The sequence below is a fragment of the Neorhizobium sp. NCHU2750 genome, assembly GCF_003597675.1.
Taxonomy (GTDB): Bacteria; Pseudomonadota; Alphaproteobacteria; order Rhizobiales; family Rhizobiaceae; genus Neorhizobium.
Genome location: NZ_CP030828.1, coordinates 371,283 through 391,759, shown reverse-complemented (window position 1 = coordinate 391,759; position 20,477 = coordinate 371,283). Strand labels below are relative to the sequence as shown.

Sequence of the window (20,477 nt, the reverse complement as noted above, 5' to 3'; positions counted from 1 at the left end):
CGGAATACAAAAAGCAGGCCGCGGAGCCGTTCCAGGTGATCTTGTAGCCGAATGAGCGGGAGTTGGCCGCCAGCTTTAGCTGCTCGATTGCGATAGCCCATATGGGCGAACGGAAGACCTGCGCGAACGAAATCGCTGCAGATATGCCGAAAGCAACCTCGACAGGTTGCCCAGTGTAGAGACGTCGGGAACACGAAGCGAGCCGCGGCGCTTATCCGGCAGACATAAGAAGCACCCTTGCGGCAAACTCGTCATTCGCATCACGACAAACAGCCTCGACAGCCGCTTTATCGAACTCGCACTGCCCTATCTCTCATCCAGTCAGCGGGAGGGGCTGAACGACAGATCACGCCCTCATCAGATCATCCTGTCCCACGAGCTGCACCAGGAAATCCAGCACGGTTCGAACACGCAACGAGAGATTACGCCGCGAGGCATAAACCAGGGTGATCGGCAGGCGCGTCGGAGGGCGGGATTGCATGACCTGAACAAGTCGCCCCCCCGCGATATCGTCATTGACTAGAATATGAGACAGGATCGCCAGCCCGCCGCCTGCAAGGACGGCACGGTGTACAGCGACGGCATTGTCGAACGTCATGCGTGGCGTGATCTTTATCTTTTGCTCGCGGTCGTCATCGACAAAACTCCAGACGCGCTCTTCGCCTCCGCGATTGTAGCAAATGCACTCGTGATCGACGATTTCTACGGGAGTTATAGGAGCCGTTCTGCCGTTCAGATAGTCCGGCGCCGCAACAAGAGATGCCGTGGTCCAGCCGATACGCCGACAGATGAGATTACTGTCTGCGACGTCGCCGAGACGCACCTCCAGGTCTATGCCTTCAGCTACGAGATCCGATGGCTCTTCCCGGAACATCACATCGACCGTCAGCCGCGGATGCATGTTGACCAATTGTGGTAGCCGATCACTCACATGAAGGCCTAGGGGCGCCGGTAGGCTCACCCTGACCTTGCCCGCGACGAGAAGCCCGTCGGCAGAGCCCACCTCTTCGATTGCCTCCACCGCTTCGACGGCTTTCTGCGCCATTGGGATCATCCGCTCACCTTCGGCGGTCAGTGAGAGCGCATTGGTGGAGCGATGAAACAGGCGGGTATGGTAGTGCTCTTCCAGCGCGGCCACCTGTCGTGAAACCGCGGGCTGGGTCAGACCAAGATCATTCGCTGCAGCCGAAAACGAGCCTGCTTCCACGACCCGCAAGAAAGTCCGCAAGGCTGAGACAATATCCATCCTACTCCCCCATACTCTGCCGCATAAGCGTTATACGGGAAAGTTAGGCGGGTTTCTCTTGTCTGTCCAGGAATTACGGATATTTTATATCCATAAGGATGATAAATGTCCGCAATAAAGGAGATGCAAATGACACAGCGCCTGAACTACGCCGCCCAGTCCCCGGAATTCCTCAGGAAAATGTCCGAACTGAGCATGTCCCTGAAAGATAGCGTGATCGAGCAATCGATCCGCGATCTCGTCAATATTCGCGCCTCGCAGATCAACGGGTGCGCCTTCTGCCTCGACATGCATGTGAAGGAAGCCAAGATCCATGGCGCAACCGAACTGCGCCTCTACCATGTAGCGATATGGCGGGAATCCAATCTCTTCAACTCCCGTGAACGCGCCGCACTGGCTTGGACGGAAGCACTGACCACGCTGCCCCAAGGCGGCGTTCCGGACGAACTCTACGAACGTGTCCGCGGACAACTCTCGGAGAAGGAAATCTCCGACCTCACCTTCTCCATCATGACGATCAACGCCTGGAACCGCGCCAGCATCGCGTTCAAGGTCGTGCCCGGTTCGGCAGACAAGCTCTACGGGTTGGACAAAGCCGGCCTTGCGGCCTGACCCCGACAGGAAGTTCAGGCAGAATTTTGGCGGCGGTTTTGTCCGCCGGGGCCATCTTAACGGCTGCTCTCGCGCACAATCAACTCGGGCAGAATATTCACCTGACGGGAGTGTTCCTTGCCGTCCAGAAGATCGAGGATCAGCGCTCCGGTACGGGCGCCGATCTGGCGGGAATGAGCATTGATGGTGGTCAGCGAGGGAACCGAGATCGCACCGATCTCGTAATCGCCGAAGCCGCCGATCGCCATGTCGGCGGGAACATTCACGCCGCGCCGCTGACATTCGGTCAAGGCACCGAATGCGGAAAGGTCGGAAACACAGATCACCGCCTCGGTGTCAGGGAATTCGACGAGCAGGCGGGCCATGGCATTAGCGCCTTCCCGCATCGAAATCGGCGGAGTGCCGGCATCGATCAGGCGCGACGCCTCAAGCCCGTGATCATGCAGGGCCGCGATGAAGCCGAGCCGGCGATCGCTGCCGCGCGTATCGCGGCTCGCATCGCCACCGATGAAGGCGATACGGCGGTAGCCGACCGCGACGAAATGGTCGACCATGCTGCGCACGGCCTCCGCATTGGAAAAGCCGACGGAATGATCAATCGGTTCAGATGGCATGTCCCAGGTTTCGATCACCGGCACATTGGCGTTTTCCAGGAGCTTGCGGGCGCGCCGGGTATGCTTGCCACCAGTCACGGCGATTGCCTGTGGCTTACGCCGCAGAAACTGCTCGATCAACCGCTCCTCCTCCTGCACATCGTAATTCGTGTAACCGAGCAGGATCTGGAAACCGCGGGCATTCAGCACCTCCGATAACCCACCGACAGTGTCGGCAAAATTGGCATTGTTGATCGAGGGTATGGTGACGGCAATGAAATCAGTCTTCTTGGAGCGCAGGTTCGACGCTGTGGAATCGAAGACGTAACCGAGTTCTTCCGCCGCCTGGAGAATGGCGTCGCGGGTATCCTTGTTGATCAGGCTGCCCGACTTGAATGCGCGAGACACGGTCATCGGCGAGACGCCTGTCTTTCGCGCGATATCCGCCATAGTCGGCATTCTGTCGTTACCCATCCTGAAGTGTCTTCCCTTCAATTCCAACCGATATGGCCGCGAATGGCGAGCGATACCGAATAGATCGAAGTGCTGGCCGTAATGAACAACCTATGCCCTTTTCGTCCACCGAAGCAGATATTCGATACGGTTTCCGGAACAAGTATCTTTCCGAGGCGATGGCCATCGGGCGCGATACAATGAACGCCGTCTCCGGCAGAGGACCAAAGGTTCCCGGTCGCATCGACACGCATGCCATCGGCACAGCCTGGTGCGATAGAGTGAAAAATGTCGCCGCCACTGAGCTTCCACTCTGCGCCAACATCAAAGACGCGGATATGCTGTGGATCGCTGGAAAACATGCGTCCTGTGTCGGCGACATAAAGCCGCGTTTCGTCCGGGCTGAAAGCAAGACCGTTCGGACATTGAAAATCGGTGAGTACGGCACGGATTTCGCCTGAAACCGCATCGACGCGGTAGACGTTGCAGGGCAGCTCCTGTTCGGCGCGCGTGCCTTCATAATCGGTCGAGATGCCGTAATGCGGATCGGTAAACCAGATTGCCCCATCCGAGGCGACGATCACGTCATTAGGCGAGTTCAGCCGCTTGCCTTCATAGGCAGCGGCAATGACCGTGATCGAGCCGTCATGCTCAGTACGCGAGACGCGCCGAGCACCATGTTCGCAACTGACCAGCCGGCCCTCTCGGTCGCGGGTGTGGCCGTTTGAGAAGTTCGACGGCTCTCGGAAAGTGCTGATACCCGAAACGGGGCTCCAGCGCAGGATGCGATTGTTGGGAATGTCGGAAAACAGCAGACAGTCGTGATCGCCGAACCAGACAGGCCCTTCGACCCAATCAAACCCTCCGGCGAGTTTCTTCAGCGGCGCATTGCCGAGAACGAAGGTGGCAAACACCGGATCTTCAGCTTCGAAAAACGACATTCGGTCCACCTCATTCTCGGGACAATGGCTGCGGAACATACCGATCGCGCGGCGTGCGGCAAGACCACACGCCGTCGCTGGCTTAAATCTTATTTGCCCCAGATCTTCCTGTATTCGCTGCGATAGCCGTTATCGGGGTCGAACGTGTTTTTAGGCCCGCCATCGAACTCGACATTGTCTGCCGTCACGACATGCAGCGGGGAAACGTAACCGGACCACTTCTCACCTGCAAAGGCCCGGTTGAGTTCGTCCACAAGCTGCCAGCCCTGTAGATTGAGCGGCTCGGCAACCGTCACAGACTGATATTGCTTGGCGCGGATGCGCTGGTAAGCGCTTTCAGACCCGTCGCCTGCGGCAACACTCTTCGGCGCACCGTCTCCGGCAATGCCTGCAGCCGAAAGCGACGGCCCCATGAAGTCGAAGTATATGTCATTGATCGCCAGCGAATGCGTCCATTTGGCTCCGTATTTCTGCAGCAGCGTGGTAGTCAGTTGCGGCATGCGCTGGGAGGTCTCGGCAATCGGCGTATCGACATATTCGAGCACGGTACCGCCCAGCGCCTCGATCTCGGCCTTCATCTTGTCGGCCTTGGCAATCGCAATCGCGTAGGTGGAGTCGGTGAAGATGATGACGCCCGGCTTGCCGCCGGCATCGACAAAGGCGTAGTCGGCAGCGGCCTTCGACACCTGCATCGCGTCAGTCGTGACATTGGCGAAAACGCCCACCTCATCGACAGGACCGACGGCGGGCGCCGCATGCCAGGCAACCATCGGAATGCCCGCCTTCTTGGCTTCCGCCATTGCCGGTTTCTGCTCGATGGCATCGAAACCGGTAATGATGATGCCGTTCGGCTTCAATGTCAGCGCCTGACCGAAGGCGGCAGTGCGTCCTTCAACCGATCCGGCGCTATCAAGTACGTTCACCTTCCAGCCGATTGCCTTGGCAGCCTCCTCGATACCGTTGACGACGCCGAGAATGCCGCCGTTCTTCATATCGGCGGCAACGATCACCACCGACTTGCCCGCGGCGGCCTTGGGACCGCTTGTCGGACCGTCCCACTTGTCGACCTTGCTTGCATACTTGGCCACCACGGCCTTGGCATCGGCAATGGCGTCGGCAAATGCGGGTCCTGCTATCATCACGGCGATTGCGGCCGGTGCGACGGTTGCCAGAAATTGTCTGCGTTTCACGATATATCCTCCCTATGGACGTGAGACTTTGACGATGAAAAACTCAGGATGACTTCTCGGCAGTCTTTTCCGCCAGCTCCTTCGGTTTGACGACACTCGCGCCGCCGCGCCGGCGCTGGGCATAGCCGGCAATACCGATCGCAACGAGAAGAGTGACGCCGTTGAAGAGCGGTTCGACGAAGAATGAGCCGCCGATCTGCTGGATGCCCGCGATGCCGACCGCGAGAATGATGACGCCGATCATGGTGCCCCAGACGTTGACCCTGCCGGGCTTGATCGTCGTCGAGCCCAGGAATGCGCCGACGAGCGCCGGCAGCAGGTATTCGAGGCCGACGCTCGCCTGGCCGATGCGAAGGCGCGACGCCAGCAATACCCCGGCAACGGCCGAGAGCGTACCGGATACGATGAAGGCGCCGACCACGAACCGGCGAACCGGAATCCCGTTCAGCGCGGCCGCCTTCGGGCTGGCGCCGATCGCGTAGACATAACGGCCGATCGGCGAGTATTCGAATACGATCCACATGACGAGCGCCAGCGCCAGAACGTAGTAGCCAGTGATCGGCAGGCCGAACAGGAACGTTCCGTTGAGCGCCAGAAACCCGTCAGGCAGGACGCCGACAACCTGACGGCCGCCGGTGTGCCAGAGCGCGATGGCGTAAATAACCGTACCGGTGCCGAGCGTCGCAATGAAACTGTCGATCTTGGCGACTTCGACCAGCACACCATTGAGCAGGCCGGTCAGGGCGCCAAGCAGCAGCACGATGACGACGGCCACCGGCCATGGAAGGCCGAACATGGTCTGCAGACTGATCGCAAGGATATGCCACAGCACGATGCCATAGCCGATCGTAAGGTCGATACGGCCACAGGCCATGGGGATCATCGCAGCCAATGACAGAATGGCGATGATCGTCTTGTTGGCAATGATCGAGCGCAGGTTCAGGGCAGTCGGGAACGTATCCGGGAGCATGATCGAAAAGAGGACGATCAACAGCACGGTCAGGATGACCAGTCCGTAGACGGGCAATAGGCGTTTCAGCTTGTCGGCCAGAGATAGGCCTCTCAGTTCCGATTTGGTCGGCTCGAGCGCATTGGATTGGATGGATTGCATCGTCGTTACTCCAGATGATCAGGCCGCTTCGGAGGCGGACGCGGCGGCGATGACTGCGGATGTCGTCAGATCCTCGCCGACGAGTTCACGCACGATAACCCCGCGCGAAAACACCAGCGCCCGATGGCAGATATGGGCGATCTCTTCGAAGTCGGTGGAAATGACCAGAACGGCGAGCCCCTCCTCGACCGCAGCAGCAATCAGGCGATAGATCTCAGCCTTGGCGCCCACATCGACGCCGGCCGTCGGATCTTCGGCGATCAGGAGCTTTCGGCCTGTCGCCAGCCAGCGGCCAACCACAACCTTCTGCTGGTTGCCACCGGACAGGGCTTCGATCGCCAAGGATTGGTCGTTCGGCCTCAAGCCGACCTTTTCGCCGATCGAACGCGCCATCTCGGCTTCTTTCGCCGGAGACAGGAAGGAGGAAAGCCCTCGGCCGGAAGCACCGGGATTGAGGTAGGTGTTCTCGCGCAGGGAAAGCGACATGGCGACCGATTCTTCGGTACGGTCGCGGGCAATCAGCCCGATCCCCGATCCGATGGCCGTTTCCGGTGACCGCAGATCCGGCTTGGCGCCGCGGATCTTGACTTCTCCGGAAGCCGGCTCCGCGCCAAAGAGCGCGCGGCCGATCAATTCCTGCCCTGCACCGCGCAGCCCAACGAGGCCGAGAAGCTCGCCTTTCTTCAGATCGAAGGAAACGGGACCAGCGCCACGGCAGGCAAGATCCTTCACCGACACCAATGTTTCGCCCAGTGCCGAATGAGCCTTTGAAAACAGCTGATTTGCCTTGCGGCCAACGATCATGCGGATCAATTCATCGGGGTTGGTGTCCGCGACGGGCGTTTCACCGACAAGCCTGCCATCGCGCAATACCGCGACACGATCCGCGATACGGAAGATTTCGTCCAGGCGATGGGAGACATAGATCATGCCCACACCGCGGTCCCTCAAGGGCCTTATGGCCGTGAAGAGCCGCTCTACTTCGTCGGCGGGAAGGCTCGCCGTCGGCTCATCAAGCACCAGAACATCTGCCTCGACCGCCAGCGCACGAGCAATAGCCACCAATGATTTTTCCGTCCGCGTCAGGCTCTGCACGCGTGTGGATGGATCGAAATCACAGCCGACGAGCTTTAGCGCTTCGGCGGTACGGCGCGCCGTGGCATTCCAGTCGATCAGTTTGCGGCGCATGGAGAACCCCTGCGCCAGACCAACATTCTCCGCGACCGTCATCCATTCGATGAGACCGAGATCCTGATGGATGAAGGCGACAGGTTGCCGTTCATTGGGCTTGGGCGGCCGATGGTGATAGGGCTCACCGCGAAACAGGATTTCGCCGCCATCTGGCTTGTAAATACCAGCAAGGGTTTTGATGAGCGTCGACTTGCCGGCACCGTTTTCCCCCAGCAATGCCAGGATTTCCCCGCGCCGAAGTTCCAGCGAGACATCCGTTAGCGCTTTCGTGCCCCCAAACTCCTTGGAGACGGCACGAAATTCCAGAAATCTATCCTCTCCCACATGCTCCTCCCAAAGCTGCTTCCGCGAGTATGATATCGATAACATGCAAGTCAAGCGGCAAATTTGACGCGGGCGATAATCGCTATGGCGAAAGGGGAACGCACGGCGCCGGGCGGCCGTTGGGCGACACCTTCGAGTTCTAGCGATCGCCTACAGCACCCGCTGATAAACAACGTGATGAAGTTGTCCGTCGAACAATGTCATCAGCTTTGCCACGACGGGAGCACCTTCGGCACGGACCGGAGAACGTTCGGCCTCAGCAACTGCCTCTGCCGAAGCGTAATCGATTTCCTGCACGAGTACGAGATCCGGCAACCCTTCTTCGATGCGCTGCGGCTTGAACAGTCGCACCGTCAAGGCACCCGGCATCTTGCGCCAGACCGGAAGCAATTCCGCTTCAACGATGGACCAGAATTCGTTCTCGCGGCCTTCATGGATATGACCAACGAACATCGCACTACGTGTAAACATCATGGACCTCATTATCCGGAAAATCGTGTTTTCTTGCATTGCCAGGACTGCCGGAAACGTAAATTTCCGATTTTCCGACAGTCCCGCTGGAATTGCCGACCGGCTCAACCGGATAGGCTGATCCGGCTGAGCCTTTGTCGTTATCTCAAAAAGTTGAGAATGCTGATCAGGCCTTGGCGCGCGATGTCGGCAGCGTCAGGGTTATGATCGAGGACAGGACCAGAAGCGCAACGAGAGTCAGAACGCCGTAATCGGTACTTCCGAAGACATCGGTAAGCCAGCCGAGCAGGAAGGGCCCGATGAAACCGCCGAGATTGCCGAGTGCATTGATGACGCCTCTGGCTCCACCTGCAACCGACGCGGTAAACAGAGCCGGTGGGATCGTCCAGAATACCGATGCGGCTGCCTGCAGGAAAGTTCCTGCAAAAATGAGGCATATGAACGATATCCAGGGCTGTTCCTTGAAGACCACCGACAGCAGCAGGCTGACAGCCAGCAGCATCAGCGGCAGAATGACGTACTTCTTGCGTTTGCCCGACGTGTCGGAAAGCCTTCCGATCACATACATGCCGATCATGGTGCCGACATAGGGAAGCATGGAGAGCATGCCGACGAAGGCTATGTCACCGTGCGTCAAGTTCTTGATGACCGTGGGCAACCAGATGACGAAGGCATAGATTGCAGTCTGATAGAAGAAGTTGATTGCAATGAGTTGCCACATGGCCTTGTCAGCCATGATCTGTGACAGCGTCGCTTTTTCGACCGCCGGCGTGCGTGCCAGGGTTTCCTGCTCTTCCTTGAGGCGACCAACGATATAGTCGCGCTCGGCCGACGATAGCCACTTGGCCTTGGCCGGATCCTCCTCGACCATCAGCACCCACGGAATGATCAGGATGAAGGAAACCAGGCCTTCGATCATAAACAAATCACGCCATCCGAAATTCTGAACGACAAAACCTGCGATCGGTCCGGATATAATGTTGGCAATCGGCACGAACATGATCGTGATTGCGGTTGCGCGACCACGTTCCTCATCGGGAAACCACTTGCTGATCATCGTCAGTACGACGGGAAGCATGCCGCCTTCCGCCACGCCAAGAGCGAAGCGAAGGCCTAGGAGTTGCATCTCGTTCGTGACGTAGGATGTCAGGATGCAGATGACGCCCCAGGATACCATGGACCAGGTGAGGAACTTCTTGGCATTGCCACGCGCAGCAAGCTGCCCGCCCGGCACCTGGAGGAAAAGATAACCGATAAAAAATATGCCCGCAGCCAGGCCTGCAAAGGAGGCGGACATTGCCAGCTCCTTCGACATGCCTCCCGGGATCGCAAACCCGATATTGGTGCGGTCCATATAGGAAACGATGCAGAGGATCATGATCGGGACGATGACATTGAACCAACGCCGCTTTGGAATTGCCTCCACTCCTCCCGCGGCATAGGTAGGCGCTATTCTTGTATTGGACATGCTTGAACTCCCATCTTCCAAAAAGCATCCAGCGGATGCGTTTCGGCACACACGGCCGCGCTTCGCGCGGTCCTCCCGTGCGGCCTTGTTGAACTCTGTTTCCGGGCCTCACATGCTGCTGCGTTACGCGACAGCCGGCGGCCGACAATAGGTGGGGACTAAGGAGGGAGCGGCTTGGTTGGCTAAGTGCCTGCGGTCAAACTAAAACTGCTCAGCGAGCAGCTAGTGCTCCATCGAGGAGCCGGTTTCTGATCAACCGCCGGCGAATGTTCCAACCACCGCGCTGAAACGGCGCAGCAGCCAGCCCGCACCTCTATCAGCTTCTGCAAATGTGCAAATAAATGGATTGCATGTTTCACTCTCTCCCAACGTCAATGAACCAGATGTTATCGATATCACAAACGAGGGTCAACGTTGTTGGTTGTGCTAAATCGCCACGGAGGGGCATAGGCAGAAATCCGCCTGCATGTGCGAGAAAGGTGTGGCCCACTTCAAGTTAGACGGCGAAGCGTAGCGTTTTCTGCTAGCTCTTGCGCTGACAGCCATGGTTTCCCAGATCCTTGAAGCGCCCAGATATCCGGGCCCAATCATGCTTCTGGGCTTAGGGAGGACGCACCTTACGATCACGGCACTTGGATCAAGAACCTCTTGGGGCTCTCCGAGCGGGGCCATCGACGTTTCATCGAATGTCACCTGATGTCTCACGCTAACGTGTTCCTACGACCGTCCAGACCTAACTCCACAATTTGCCGATGCGGCGCATTGCGACCTGCGCATTTTTTTCACTGTGTCTGCGGGATTCATCCATTCGTCTCCCGGTCGGGATTGTCGTGCGGCTACCCTGCAGCCTCACCATCCGCCTCATCACTGCGTCAAACAGGGCACTGGACAAAACGACTGGAGCCATTATTGTTATCGATAACAATAGAAGAGGAGGAGACACCTTTGAGTAAGATAGAAATCCTTCAGGTCGGCCCTTATCCTGTCTGGGATGAGGAGCGGCTGAACGCAAATTTCACCATGCACCGCTATTTCGAAGCGACCGAGAAAGCTGACTTTCTGAGAAAGAAAGGCAGCGAAATCAGAGGGATTGCCACACGCGGAGAGCTTGGTGCAAACCGCGCCATGATCGAGGCGCTTCCCAAGCTCGAAGTCATCAGCGTCTATGGCGTCGGTTACGACGCGGTCGATCTGGCAGCGGCGCGGGAGCGCGGTATCCGGGTTACCAACACGCCAGACGTTCTGACCAAGGACGTGGCGGATCTGGGCGTTGCAATGATGCTGGCGCAGGCGCGCGGCATGATCGGTGGCGAAAGCTGGGTGCGGAGCGGCGACTGGGCCAAGAAGGGCCTTTATCCGCTGAAGTCGCGCGTGCATGGAAAGCGTGCCGGCGTACTCGGTCTCGGTCGTATCGGCTTCGAGGTCGCCAAACGCCTCGCCGGTTTCGATATGGACATCGCCTATAGCGACGTGAGCGCGAAAGATTATGCCCCCGATTGGGCATTCGTCGCTGATCCGGTCGATCTGGCTGCACGCTCCGATTTCCTGTTCGTCACTCTCGCCGCATCCGCCGAAACCCGCCATATCGTTGGCCAGAAGGTGATCGAGGCGCTTGGGCCGGAAGGTATGCTGATCAACATTTCAAGGGCCTCCAACATCGATGAAGCGGCTCTTCTCGATGCACTGGAAAGCAAGGCGCTCGGAGCCGCGGCACTCGACGTGTTCGATGGCGAACCAAATCTCAATGCGCGTTTCCTGGCGCTCGATAATGTGCTCCTGCAGCCCCATATGGCATCGGGAACATTTGAGACCCGCAAGGCAATGGGCGCGCTGGTGTTCGACAATCTTTCGGCCCATTTTGAAGGCCGGCCGCTGTTGACCCCGGTTCTGTGAGGGAAATCCGATGAAAGCAATCGTCATCCACGCACCAAAAGACCTCAGAATTGAGGAAAGCTCCGTCGAGGCGCCAGGCCCCGGCGAAGTCGAAGTCCGCCTTGCCGCCGGCGGCATCTGCGGCTCCGATCTTCACTATTATCTGCATGGCGGCTTCGGCACCGTGCGCATCAAGGAACCGATGATCCTCGGCCATGAGGTGTCCGGTCATATCGCGGCACTTGGCGAAGGCGTTTCCGGCCTCGCGATCGGCGATCTCGTCGCCGTCTCCCCGTCACGTCCCTGTGGCCATTGCGAATACTGCCTCAAAGGCCTCCCGAACCACTGCTTCAATATGCGGTTCTACGGCTCGGCCATGCCTTTCCCGCATATTCAGGGCGCCTTCCGGGAACGGCTGGTCGCCAACGCCAGCCAATGCGTCAAGGCGGACGGGCTGAGTGCCGGTGAGGCGGCAATGGCGGAGCCGCTGTCGGTAACACTGCATGCGACACGCCGCGCTGGTGAAATACTGGGCAAGCGGGTATTGGTCACCGGTTGCGGGCCGATCGGTACATTGTCCATCCTCGCTGCACGACGCGCCGGTGCCGGAGAAATCGTCGCGGCCGACCTGTCCGAACGGGCGCTGGGCTTTGCCCGCACTGTCGGCGCCGACCGCACCATCAACCTCTCGGAAAACCCCGACGGCCTGGCGCCCTTCAGCCAGAACAAGGGCTATTTCGATGTGCTCTACGAGTGCTCGGGCGCTGCACCGGCACTCGTCAGCGGCATACAGGCGATGCGTCCGCGTGGCGTTATCGTCCAGCTCGGCCTTGGCGGCGAAATGAGCCTGCCGATGATGCTGATCACGTCGAAGGAACTGGACCTGCGCGGTTCGTTCCGTTTCCACGAGGAGTTCGAGACTGCCGTTCGCCTCATGCAGGGCGGCCTGATCGACGTGAAGCCGCTGATCACCCACACCCTGCCGTTGTCGGAGGCACTCAAGGCCTTCGAGATTGCCACCGACAAGGGGCAATCGATGAAGACGCAGATCCAATTCAGCTGACAGACGAAGCGGGAAGCGCTTCGGGAGGACTTATGAGCATTCAGATTTTCGACCTGACGGGCAAGCGCGCCCTCGTCACCGGCTCCTCGCAGGGCATAGGCTATGCCCTCGCGGAAGGGCTGGCGGCCGCTGGCGCCGACGTCATCCTCAACGGTCGCGACGAGGCGAAACTGCAAGCCGCGGCTGCAAAGCTCGGCGTCAAGCATACGCTTGCCTTCGACGCCACCGACCATGACGCGGTGCGTGCCACCGTCGATGCTTTCGAGGCAGAGCACGGCGCCATCGACATTCTCGTCAACAATGCCGGCATGCAGCACCGTACGCCGCTGGAAGATTTTCCGGCAGATGCCTTCGAACGGCTGCTGAAAACCAATATTTCCAGCGTCTTCAATGTCGGGCAAGCGGTCGCCCGCCACATGATCAAACGCGGCGCCGGCAAGATCATCAATATCGCCAGCGTCCAGACATCGCTGGCCCGGCCGGGCATTGCGCCTTATACGGCCACCAAGGGCGCCGTCGGCAACCTGACCAAGGGCATGGCCACCGACTGGGCGAAATACGGATTGCAATGCAATGCTATCGCGCCTGGCTATTTCGAGACACCGTTGAACGCTGCTCTGGTCGCTGATCCGACCTTTACCGCGTGGCTGGAAAAGCGCACACCGGCAGGACGCTGGGGCAAGGTCGAGGAACTCGTCGGCGCCTGCATCTTCCTGTCTTCGAACGCCTCGTCCTTCGTCAATGGCCATGTGCTTTATGTCGACGGCGGCATCACGGCGTCGCTCTGAGATGAGTGGCGCATCCCGCAAAGGGCGAATGGTGCTGATGGGCGTTGCGGGCTGCGGCAAGTCTTCGGTGGGGGCTGCCCTCGCCGACCGGCTTGGCGTCGCCTACCGCGATGGTGATGACCTCCACCCGGCCGCCAATATCGAAAAGATGAGCCGTGGCGAAGCGCTGACGGATGACGACCGCTGGCCCTGGCTGACAATGGTCGGGCAAGAACTGGCATCGCCGGATGGTCCGGGAATCATTGGCTGCTCGTCGCTGAAGCGGCGCTATCGTGATCTCATCCGCAAGGAGGCCGGAGGCCCGGTTGCCTTCGTTCACCTGTCGGGCAGCAAGGCATTGATTGGTGCCCGTATGGGCGCCCGCGCCGGCCACTTCATGCCGACGAGCCTGCTGGATAGCCAATTTTCCGCCCTTGAGCCGCCCGGTCCGGATGAAGGTGCAATTACCGTCGATATCGATCAGCCGCTGGAGGCGTTGGCTGATCTTATCGTCAAGAAACTGGAGGAGAATTCATCATGGACAACAGGATCGCACTGATCGGTGCCGGCGCCATGGGTGGTGCCATCGGGGCACGCCTGGCCGAGACCGGCAACCGCCTGACGGTTTTCGATCTCGACACCGAAAGAGTGCAGGCGCTTGTCGACAAGGGAGCCTTCGCCGCAACGACGGCCGCCGAGGCGGCAGCGGCGAGCGACACCGTCATTCTCAGCCTCAACTCGCCTTCTATCGTCCGCCGCGCAGTCTTCGGAGAAGCCGGCGTCGCGGCCGGCGCAAAGCCTGGAACGCTGATCATCGACATGTCTTCGATCGATCCGGACGCGACGAAACAGCTTGCAGCCGACGCGGCGGAAAAGGGCCTGCGGTGGGTCGACAGCCCGCTTTCCGGCGGCGCACCGAAGGCGTTGATCGGACAATTGACCCTGATGGCCGGCGGCTCGGAAAAGGACGTGGCCGACGCTCATGCGGTACTCAAGGACGTCGCCACCAACTATACCCATATGGGACCGGTCGGCGCAGGCCAGACGACCAAGCTCATCAATCAGGTGCTCTGCGGCCTAGGCTTCCTCGCTGTCGCGGAAGCAACGCAACTGGCACTCGATGCCGGCGTTGACGCCGCGAAAATCCCGCTCGCACTGAAGGGCGGGCGCGCCGACAGCGCCATCCTGCAGGAATATATGCCGCGCTACGTAGCGAAGGATTACCGCCGCACCGGCCGCATAGACAACATGGTCAAGGATCTGAACGGTGCGCAGGACCTTGCCCGACGAACCCACACGACCATGCCGCTGACGGCGGTGTGTGCCGAGGTACATCGCATGCTGACCGCCGCCGGCCTTGGCGGAGAAGATCAGGCAGCGCTGATGGAATTTTTCAGAGGACCAAATAGGGAGAATTTGGAATGATTACCCGCTATGCATTGTTCGAAGGCAAAGTGAAGGAAGGCCAGACCGAGGCTTTCCGCAAGGCCGTTCTCGAACAGATCCTGCCGCAATGGAAGCGGTTTCCACATGCGACCGATGTGCGTGTGTCGTTTGCCGAGGCGAGAGATGAGGGCGCGCCGGAATTCCCCATGATCCTGGCGGTCAATTATCCGAGCCTTAAGGCCGTCGAGGAAGCGCTGGCAAGCCCGGTGCGCACCGAGGCCCGCGCCGCAACAGAGGCCGTGCTGAGCCAGTTCTTCGAAGGCCGCATCCATCATCACGTGACACTCGCCAATGAGTACAAGCTCTGAAAGCCGATGGCAGGCCGTACAGGCCTGCCATCAATTTCGTCGGAGCGATCAGTTTTGAGAATGTGCGCTGTGGCACGGCGGCGGCTTCGGTAGTGCTGGCGACCGTGAATTATCCGCGCCCGACAAATGGCATCTTGGTTGCCATGACCGTCATCGACAGAACATTGGCGCTGAGCGGCAAGCTTGCCATGTAGACGACAGCATCGGCAACGTCGGCAGCGTCCATTGTATCTTCCGTCGCGATCGTACCGTTTGCCTGCATCACGCCGGCCGACATCTTTTTCGTCATGTCTGTTGCCGCATTACCGATATCGATTTGCCCGCAGGCAATGTCGAAAGGCCGCCCGTCGAGTGCGGATGACTTGGTAAGACCGGTAATCGCGTGTTTCGTTGCGGTATAGGGCGCTGTATTCGGCCGGGGGGCCATGGCCGAGATGGAGCCGTTATTGATGATGCGCCCGCCTCGCGGGATTTGACCCTTCATAAGCCGGAAGGCTTGTTGGGTGCACAGAAAGGCACCGGTCAGATTGGCGGCCACGATGGCATTCCAGTGGTCGATGGAAAGCTCGTCGATCGGCACATTCGGCACGTTCATGCCGGCATTGTTGACCAAAAGGTCCAGCTGGCCATAGCGGCTCTCGATGGTGTCGAAAAGCGCACGGACGGATTGAGGATCGCCGACATCAGCGGCAACCGCGAGATAGGTCGCGCCGGTCTCAGTGCCAAGTTCCGCGACGGCCTTTTCCAACACATCCATGCGCCGGCCGGAAATCACCACCGTATAGCCGGCGGCGCCGAGCGCTTTCGACATCGCGCGGCCGAGGCCCGTGCCGCCGCCAGTCACCAGTGCGATCTTATCCCGCGTTGCCGCGTCCGAACTTGCCATGCATTCCTCCTGCAAATTGTCTGTGACGAGACGCCATCATGACCGGATGGGAAGGCAGCGGCCAGTGCTTGGCGATTGCAAATGGGGCAAACGGCGCATTTGATCACCGGCTTACCATAGGCGTAAAATCGCTACCCCAACGACAGTCCTACTTCACATCAGCCTTGACGAACTGGCGCAATTCAGGGGTTTTCGGGTCGGCGAAAAGTTCCCTGGAAGGTCCAGCCTCCCAGATCTTGCCCTGATGCATGAACACCGTGTTGGTTGCAACACGGCGGGCAAAGCCCATTTCGTGGGTGACAAGGATCATCGTCATCCCGTCCTTCGCCAGACGCTCCATGACCAGAAGCACCTCCTCCGTCAGTTCCGGATCGAGCGCCGAGGTAACTTCGTCGAAAAGCATCACCTTGGGCCGCATGGCAAGCGACCGGGCAATCGCAACGCGCTGCTGCTGGCCACCGGACAGCTGATCAGGATAAGAATCGAATTTTTCCGACAGCCCCACGAGCTGCAAAACTTCCTCAGCGATCTTCAGAGCTTCCGGACGCGCCACATTCTTGACGATGCGGGGCGCCAGCATGATGTTCTCTCCGACGCTCAGGTGCGGGAAGAGATTGTAGCTCTGGAAAACGATACCGACATCGGTCCTGAGGCTGCGGAGCGACTTTGCGTCGCCACCGAGCGTATGGCCGGCGATTTCGATGCGGCCGGAATTGATCTTCTCGAGCCCGTTCATGCAGCGCAACAGCGTGCTCTTACCCGATCCCGATCGACCGATCAGCGCGAAGACTTCACCGCGTCCGACGGTGAGCGAGACCCCCTTGAGAACCTCGAGCGCGCCGAAGCTTTTGTGGACATTTTCAACGACTAGTTCCGACATGGAGCCTCTTCTCCAGCCAACGAGAGAGCTGGGACAATGGATAGCAGATTGCGAAGTAGAGGATGGCGACCGCCACGAAGACCCGGAAGGGCTGGAACGTCGCGTTGTTGATGAGCGTGCCTGCACGGGCGAGCTCGACAAAACCGATGATCGAGGTGACCGAGGTGTTCTTCACCACCTGCACCGCGAAACCGACAGTCGGCGGCAAGGAAATGCGAATGGCCTGGGGCAGGATAACGTAGCGATATTGCTGGAACGGTGACATTGCCAGCGATTCCGACGCTTCCCACTGCTGCTTCGGTACGGCCTGGATGCATCCTCGCCAGATTTCCGCCAGATATCCCGAAGCGTAGATCGCCATCGAGGCACCGGCAGCGATGAGAGGCGGCAGTTCGAAGCCTGCAAGGCTCAGTCCGTAGTAAGAGAGGAATAGGATCATCAGTACGGGAATGCCCTGGATGATCTGGATATATGTCGCCGCCGCCATACGGACCGGCTGGGCCCCGGAAGTCCTTGCCAACGCAATGGCAAAGCCCAATATACCACCACCAACCAGCGCAATAACCGTCAGCAGAGCAGTCCATTGAAGGGCCTGCAGCAGGAAGCCGAATTCGCTGAAGCCGAATGTGCGAAGGGTCATGCGCTTACCTCCGGTATCGGCCTTAAGCTGCGACGAGCAACACGGCGACCGAACAGCCACATGCCGACCAGCGCCAGCAAGCCGCGCAGCATCAGCGCCAGCGCCAGATAGATGACGGTCACGACGATATAGACCTCGAAAGAACGATAGGTCTGCGATTCGACGAAGGCTGCGGCTGCGGCAAGTTCATGTGTCGAAATCGCGGAGCAGATGCTGGATGCCAGCATCATCAGCACGAACTGGCTGCACAGCGCCGGATAGACCTTGGCAACCGCCGGAATGATGATGACATGCCGGAAGATCTGGTACCGCGTGAAACCCAGCGCCTCGCCTGCTTCGATCTGCGACTTGTGGATCGCCTCGATACCGGCGCGGATGATTTCTGTCGAATAGGCCGCAAGGTTGATGGTCATGCCGATCAATGCGGCCGTATCGGCACCGACCCGTAAGCCGAGACCCGGCAGGCCGAAATAGACGATGAAGAGCTGGATCAGGAAGGGCGTGTTGCGGATTATCTCGACATAGGCATCGACCAGGAAACGCACAGGGCGCCCGAGTGTTGATCGCAGCGATGCCAGGATGGCGCCGGCAAAGGCTCCGAGGATGATGGACAGAACGGAAAGCTTGATGGTGAGCAAGATACCGCCCAGGATCTCGCCCTGGTACGGCGCGAGCGCACCGAACTGAAAGGTGTAAGACATTGTCGCGGGCTCCGCCGAGAGGGGCGCCTGCCGGAATACTTCACCCGGCAGGCCTGCTGTCGGCTCGATCAGAAGGTCGGCAGTACCGGCATCGGACGGCCAGTCCACTTGACGGCGATACGATCGAGGTCGCCGGAGATCTTCATCAGGTAGATCGAGGTATTGAGCCATTGGCGCAGCTCGAAATCGTCGATCTTCGTCGCCATGGAATTGCCCTGCTGGAAGAAGGTAAAGCCGACCTGCAGCTTGGCGTCTGGCCGCTGTTTGATGATCGCTTCTCCGACGGTCGATGGCAGTGCGACCGCATCCGTCTGGCCAGCGATGACCGCCTGGGCGCTGGTGGAATCGTCTTCGAAGACGACGACTTCAAGCCCCGGAACATTGGCCTTGCGCAGCGCCGTTTCCTGAGAAGACCCCCGGTTGACAGCGACACGCTTGCCCTGGAGATCGGAAAGCTTGGTGAACTTCTGGTCCGGACCTGAAATGATGTCCATGTTGAAGGCGCTATAAGGCTGCGTGAACATCACCGTCTTCGCCCGCTCACCGGTCGGAGCAAGCGTCGCGACCAGGAAATCGACCTTGCCTGTCTGCAGCGCGGGAATACGGGCCGGCGGCGTCAAGGGCACAAGTTCCACGGGCAGCGCGAGATAACCGGCGAGCAGATTGGCAACATCGACATCGTAGCCGCTTGGATTACCCTTTTCATCGACCATGCCCATCGGCGGCGCGCCAGTCAGCACACCGATCCTGACTTTGCCGCGGGAAATGATGTCGTTGAGTGATGTGGCTTTCGCTTCGCCGATGGCACCGAGGCCAGCGAAGCCGATCGCGACGACGGCGACTGCCGCGCGCATGAAATTCCCGATTTTCATCAATGTTCCTCCACTTGATGTCTTCCCTCGGCGCGTCAAGCGCCCTCCCACGGACCGGTTATCGTTCCCTGGCAGCTCCATGCAAAAAACTTGAGCGAAACCACTTTCCGCCGCCCGCTTCGGGCACGGCAAGAACGTGCATCCCCCTCTCCTCCTCTTCGGCACCACCACCCTTGCAGTCTCCCAACGCAAGGGTTATCGTTAACCTAAAGTGATGGTATCGATAACACACAACCGCGTCAAGATCGTTTAATTCGGAAAGTCGAAAATGCCATCGCCACCAAGAAAGGCCGTTACTTTGCTGGACGTGGCAGCCCGCGCCTCGGTCAGCAGGATGACCGTGTCGAAGGTCATGCGCAATGTCGGCAGCATCTCCGAGAAGACCAGCCTTAAGGTCCGAGAGGCGGCCCGCGATCTTGGATATCTTCCCAACACCCTTGCCGGATCACTCAGCTCCAGAAAGAGCAAGCTGGTTGCAATCGTCATCCCGTCGATGAGCGATGTCGTGTTCTCCGAGGTTCTGAGCGGCGTCAACGCCATTTTGCGCCTGCACGGGTTCCACACCTTCCTGGGTGAGTCCAATTTCGATCCTGCCATCGAAGCAGAGTTGATCAAGGCTATGCTGTCGTTTCGGCCTGCGGGCCTGCTTCTCAACGGAGGTATGGCGCGAAGCGATGAGGCCCTCAGATTGTTGGATAACCGGACCTGCCCAGCAATCCAGCTTTGGGATTTCAAAGGGGATATTTTCGACTACAGCGCCGGCCCGTCACATGAGGCTGCGGGCCGGTTGGTCGCCGAACATTTCATCTCCAGAGGGCTTTCCCGTATTGCCTATATCGGCGCCGAGCTAGACAGGGACCTCTGCGCGCGACGACGCTATCAGTCGTTCGTCGCCACCTTGCGCGAGCATGGGATAGAGACGACCGCGATTATCGATGAGAACCTGCCGAGACAAGCAGCCTCCGGTCGCCAGTTGACGGAGCGTCTAATGATCGACCACCCGCAAGTCCAGGCCATCCATTTTCTCAATGACGCCATGGCGCTCGGCGGACTTTCCCACCTCCACGAGGCGTCCGTCATGGTTCCGGAGAGGGTTTCCGTCGTCGGGTTCAACGGGACCTCGCTGACCAATACCGTCCGCACCCGGCTGACAACCGTCGAGGTGCCGAGGCGAGCGCTTGGCGAGGCTGCTGCGAAAGCATTGCTGGACATCATGCAGGGAGAGAAAGCACCCCAATCCTGGCAAACACCGATCAGCATCATCCAGGGAAATACAACGGCCTCGACCTGAGGCGATTGAGTGACTGAGTACGCGCCGTGCCACCCGCTTACGATGACGCTTTGCCAAGAGGCTTGCCGCCGAACAGACTACCACTGTGACACGAACCCCTCAGCTTCTCCCAATTTCTTGTGGAGTGCTCTTATTGAGGAGACGGACAGGC

21 protein-coding genes are annotated in these 20,477 nt (G+C 59.2%); 8 read left to right on the top strand and 13 right to left on the bottom strand.

Features of this window, described 5'->3' with window-relative positions; translation table 11 throughout:
- Positions 1–346: 346 nt before the first annotated feature.
- On the bottom strand, positions 347–1,246 hold the full coding sequence (locus NCHU2750_RS22525) for a LysR family transcriptional regulator (protein WP_119943994.1): 900 nt from the start codon (positions 1,244–1,246) through the stop codon (positions 347–349).
- A gap of 129 nt (positions 1,247–1,375) precedes the next feature.
- Here NCHU2750_RS22525 and NCHU2750_RS22520 point away from each other — a divergent pair, with 129 nt between their 5' ends.
- Positions 1,376–1,858, top strand: a complete 483-nt coding sequence (locus tag NCHU2750_RS22520; protein WP_119943993.1) for a carboxymuconolactone decarboxylase family protein — start codon at positions 1,376–1,378, stop codon at positions 1,856–1,858.
- Between the two features lie 56 nt (positions 1,859–1,914).
- Here the strand turns inward: NCHU2750_RS22520 and NCHU2750_RS22515 are convergent, their stop codons facing one another.
- The 7 genes from NCHU2750_RS22515 to NCHU2750_RS22485 all read right to left on the bottom strand — a co-directional run bounded on the left by NCHU2750_RS22515 (position 1,915) and on the right by NCHU2750_RS22485 (position 9,600).
- Positions 1,915–2,925 (bottom strand): LacI family DNA-binding transcriptional regulator, encoded by a 1,011-nt coding sequence (locus tag NCHU2750_RS22515; protein WP_245480445.1) that lies wholly within the window; start codon positions 2,923–2,925, stop codon positions 1,915–1,917.
- A 17-nt stretch (positions 2,926–2,942) separates the two neighbouring features.
- Positions 2,943–3,845, bottom strand: coding sequence for an SMP-30/gluconolactonase/LRE family protein (locus tag NCHU2750_RS22510; protein WP_119943991.1), 903 nt, complete (start codon positions 3,843–3,845; stop codon positions 2,943–2,945).
- An 89-nt stretch (positions 3,846–3,934) separates the two neighbouring features.
- Positions 3,935–5,035: an ABC transporter substrate-binding protein gene (locus NCHU2750_RS22505; RefSeq protein WP_119943990.1), complete on the bottom strand. Its 1,101-nt coding sequence runs from the start codon at positions 5,033–5,035 to the stop codon at positions 3,935–3,937.
- 43 nt (positions 5,036–5,078) lie between these two features.
- Complete coding sequence (locus NCHU2750_RS22500; RefSeq protein WP_119943989.1) at positions 5,079–6,146, bottom strand: ABC transporter permease; 1,068 nt, start codon at positions 6,144–6,146, stop codon at positions 5,079–5,081.
- Between the two features lie 18 nt (positions 6,147–6,164).
- Positions 6,165–7,706 (bottom strand): sugar ABC transporter ATP-binding protein, encoded by a 1,542-nt coding sequence (locus tag NCHU2750_RS22495; RefSeq protein WP_502703863.1) that lies wholly within the window; start codon positions 7,704–7,706, stop codon positions 6,165–6,167.
- A 105-nt stretch (positions 7,707–7,811) separates the two neighbouring features.
- A complete protein-coding gene (locus tag NCHU2750_RS22490) occupies positions 7,812–8,135 on the bottom strand; it encodes a hypothetical protein (RefSeq protein WP_349509033.1) in 324 nt (107 codons plus the stop codon).
- 163 nt (positions 8,136–8,298) lie between these two features.
- The gene (locus tag NCHU2750_RS22485) at positions 8,299–9,600 is read right to left on the bottom strand and encodes an MFS transporter (RefSeq protein ID WP_119943987.1); all 1,302 of its coding nucleotides are present in this window, start codon (positions 9,598–9,600) and stop codon (positions 8,299–8,301) included.
- 945 nt (positions 9,601–10,545) lie between these two features.
- Here NCHU2750_RS22485 and NCHU2750_RS22480 point away from each other — a divergent pair.
- Genes NCHU2750_RS22480 through NCHU2750_RS22455 form a run of 6 tightly spaced genes read left to right on the top strand, consistent with a single transcriptional unit; the run spans position 10,546 to position 15,056 of the window.
- Positions 10,546–11,493, top strand: a complete 948-nt coding sequence (locus tag NCHU2750_RS22480) for a 2-hydroxyacid dehydrogenase (protein WP_119943986.1) — start codon at positions 10,546–10,548, stop codon at positions 11,491–11,493.
- Positions 11,494–11,503: 10 nt separating this feature from the next.
- Positions 11,504–12,535, top strand: coding sequence for an L-idonate 5-dehydrogenase (locus NCHU2750_RS22475; RefSeq protein WP_119943985.1), 1,032 nt, complete (start codon positions 11,504–11,506; stop codon positions 12,533–12,535).
- 32 nt (positions 12,536–12,567) lie between these two features.
- Positions 12,568–13,323, top strand: coding sequence for an SDR family oxidoreductase (locus NCHU2750_RS22470; protein WP_119943984.1), 756 nt, complete (start codon positions 12,568–12,570; stop codon positions 13,321–13,323).
- Position 13,324: 1 nt separating this feature from the next.
- On the top strand, positions 13,325–13,861 hold the full coding sequence (locus tag NCHU2750_RS22465; RefSeq protein WP_119943983.1) for a gluconokinase: 537 nt from the start codon (positions 13,325–13,327) through the stop codon (positions 13,859–13,861).
- Positions 13,840–14,727, top strand: a complete 888-nt coding sequence (locus NCHU2750_RS22460; protein ID WP_119943982.1) for an NAD(P)-dependent oxidoreductase — start codon at positions 13,840–13,842, stop codon at positions 14,725–14,727. The genes NCHU2750_RS22465 and NCHU2750_RS22460 overlap by 22 nt, the downstream gene beginning before the upstream one ends.
- Positions 14,724–15,056: a hypothetical protein gene (locus NCHU2750_RS22455; protein ID WP_119943981.1), complete on the top strand. Its 333-nt coding sequence runs from the start codon at positions 14,724–14,726 to the stop codon at positions 15,054–15,056. Before NCHU2750_RS22460 ends, NCHU2750_RS22455 begins: the two co-directional genes overlap by 4 nt.
- 109 nt (positions 15,057–15,165) lie before the next feature.
- On the opposite strand, the gene NCHU2750_RS22450 is transcribed toward NCHU2750_RS22455, so the two are convergent.
- From NCHU2750_RS22450 to NCHU2750_RS22430, 5 genes are all read right to left on the bottom strand, one after another.
- Positions 15,166–15,942, bottom strand: coding sequence for an SDR family oxidoreductase (locus tag NCHU2750_RS22450; RefSeq protein WP_119943980.1), 777 nt, complete (start codon positions 15,940–15,942; stop codon positions 15,166–15,168).
- Positions 15,943–16,090: 148 nt separating this feature from the next.
- Positions 16,091–16,822, bottom strand: a complete 732-nt coding sequence (locus NCHU2750_RS22445) for an amino acid ABC transporter ATP-binding protein (protein WP_119943979.1) — start codon at positions 16,820–16,822, stop codon at positions 16,091–16,093.
- Entirely contained in the window at positions 16,803–17,462 is a 660-nt protein-coding gene (locus NCHU2750_RS22440) for an amino acid ABC transporter permease (RefSeq protein WP_119944332.1), read from the bottom strand. The genes NCHU2750_RS22445 and NCHU2750_RS22440 overlap by 20 nt, the downstream gene beginning before the upstream one ends.
- Positions 17,459–18,163, bottom strand: a complete 705-nt coding sequence (locus tag NCHU2750_RS22435) for an amino acid ABC transporter permease (RefSeq protein ID WP_119944331.1) — start codon at positions 18,161–18,163, stop codon at positions 17,459–17,461. Before NCHU2750_RS22435 ends, NCHU2750_RS22440 begins: the two co-directional genes overlap by 4 nt.
- A 68-nt stretch (positions 18,164–18,231) precedes the next feature.
- Complete coding sequence (locus tag NCHU2750_RS22430) at positions 18,232–19,017, bottom strand: transporter substrate-binding domain-containing protein (RefSeq protein WP_502703871.1); 786 nt, start codon at positions 19,015–19,017, stop codon at positions 18,232–18,234.
- 370 nt (positions 19,018–19,387) lie between these two features.
- On the opposite strand from NCHU2750_RS22430, the gene NCHU2750_RS22425 reads away from it, so the two are divergent.
- Positions 19,388–20,326 carry a LacI family DNA-binding transcriptional regulator gene (locus NCHU2750_RS22425; protein ID WP_245480477.1) on the top strand — a complete coding sequence of 313 codons (939 nt, stop codon included), beginning with the start codon at positions 19,388–19,390 and terminating at the stop codon, positions 20,324–20,326.
- The last annotated feature ends 151 nt before the right edge of the window (positions 20,327–20,477 follow it).

Bases quoted from the DNA above. Each gene is read 5' to 3' on its own strand.
- NCHU2750_RS22525 (WP_119943994.1), bottom strand. From the start codon at position 1,246: ATGGATATTGTCTCAGCCTTGCGGACTTTCTTGCGGGTCGTGGAAGCA.
- NCHU2750_RS22520 (WP_119943993.1), top strand. From the start codon at position 1,376: ATGACACAGCGCCTGAACTACGCCGCCCAGTCCCCGGAATTCCTCAGG.
- NCHU2750_RS22515 (WP_245480445.1), bottom strand. From the start codon at position 2,925: ATGGGTAACGACAGAATGCCGACTATGGCGGATATCGCGCGAAAGACA.
- NCHU2750_RS22510 (WP_119943991.1), bottom strand. From the start codon at position 3,845: ATGTCGTTTTTCGAAGCTGAAGATCCGGTGTTTGCCACCTTCGTTCTC.
- NCHU2750_RS22500 (WP_119943989.1), bottom strand. From the start codon at position 6,146: ATGCAATCCATCCAATCCAATGCGCTCGAGCCGACCAAATCGGAACTG.
- NCHU2750_RS22495 (WP_502703863.1), bottom strand. From the start codon at position 7,706: ATGTTATCGATATCATACTCGCGGAAGCAGCTTTGGGAGGAGCATGTG.
- NCHU2750_RS22490 (WP_349509033.1), bottom strand. From the start codon at position 8,135: ATGATGTTTACACGTAGTGCGATGTTCGTTGGTCATATCCATGAAGGC.
- NCHU2750_RS22485 (WP_119943987.1), bottom strand. From the start codon at position 9,600: ATGTCCAATACAAGAATAGCGCCTACCTATGCCGCGGGAGGAGTGGAG.
- NCHU2750_RS22475 (WP_119943985.1), top strand. From the start codon at position 11,504: ATGAAAGCAATCGTCATCCACGCACCAAAAGACCTCAGAATTGAGGAA.
- NCHU2750_RS22470 (WP_119943984.1), top strand. From the start codon at position 12,568: ATGAGCATTCAGATTTTCGACCTGACGGGCAAGCGCGCCCTCGTCACC.
- NCHU2750_RS22465 (WP_119943983.1), top strand. From the start codon at position 13,325: ATGAGTGGCGCATCCCGCAAAGGGCGAATGGTGCTGATGGGCGTTGCG.
- NCHU2750_RS22460 (WP_119943982.1), top strand. From the start codon at position 13,840: ATGGACAACAGGATCGCACTGATCGGTGCCGGCGCCATGGGTGGTGCC.
- NCHU2750_RS22455 (WP_119943981.1), top strand. From the start codon at position 14,724: ATGATTACCCGCTATGCATTGTTCGAAGGCAAAGTGAAGGAAGGCCAG.
- NCHU2750_RS22450 (WP_119943980.1), bottom strand. From the start codon at position 15,942: ATGGCAAGTTCGGACGCGGCAACGCGGGATAAGATCGCACTGGTGACT.
- NCHU2750_RS22445 (WP_119943979.1), bottom strand. From the start codon at position 16,822: ATGTCGGAACTAGTCGTTGAAAATGTCCACAAAAGCTTCGGCGCGCTC.
- NCHU2750_RS22440 (WP_119944332.1), bottom strand. From the start codon at position 17,462: ATGACCCTTCGCACATTCGGCTTCAGCGAATTCGGCTTCCTGCTGCAG.
- NCHU2750_RS22435 (WP_119944331.1), bottom strand. From the start codon at position 18,163: ATGTCTTACACCTTTCAGTTCGGTGCGCTCGCGCCGTACCAGGGCGAG.
- NCHU2750_RS22430 (WP_502703871.1), bottom strand. From the start codon at position 19,017: ATGCGCGCGGCAGTCGCCGTCGTCGCGATCGGCTTCGCTGGCCTCGGT.
- NCHU2750_RS22425 (WP_245480477.1), top strand. From the start codon at position 19,388: ATGCGCAATGTCGGCAGCATCTCCGAGAAGACCAGCCTTAAGGTCCGA.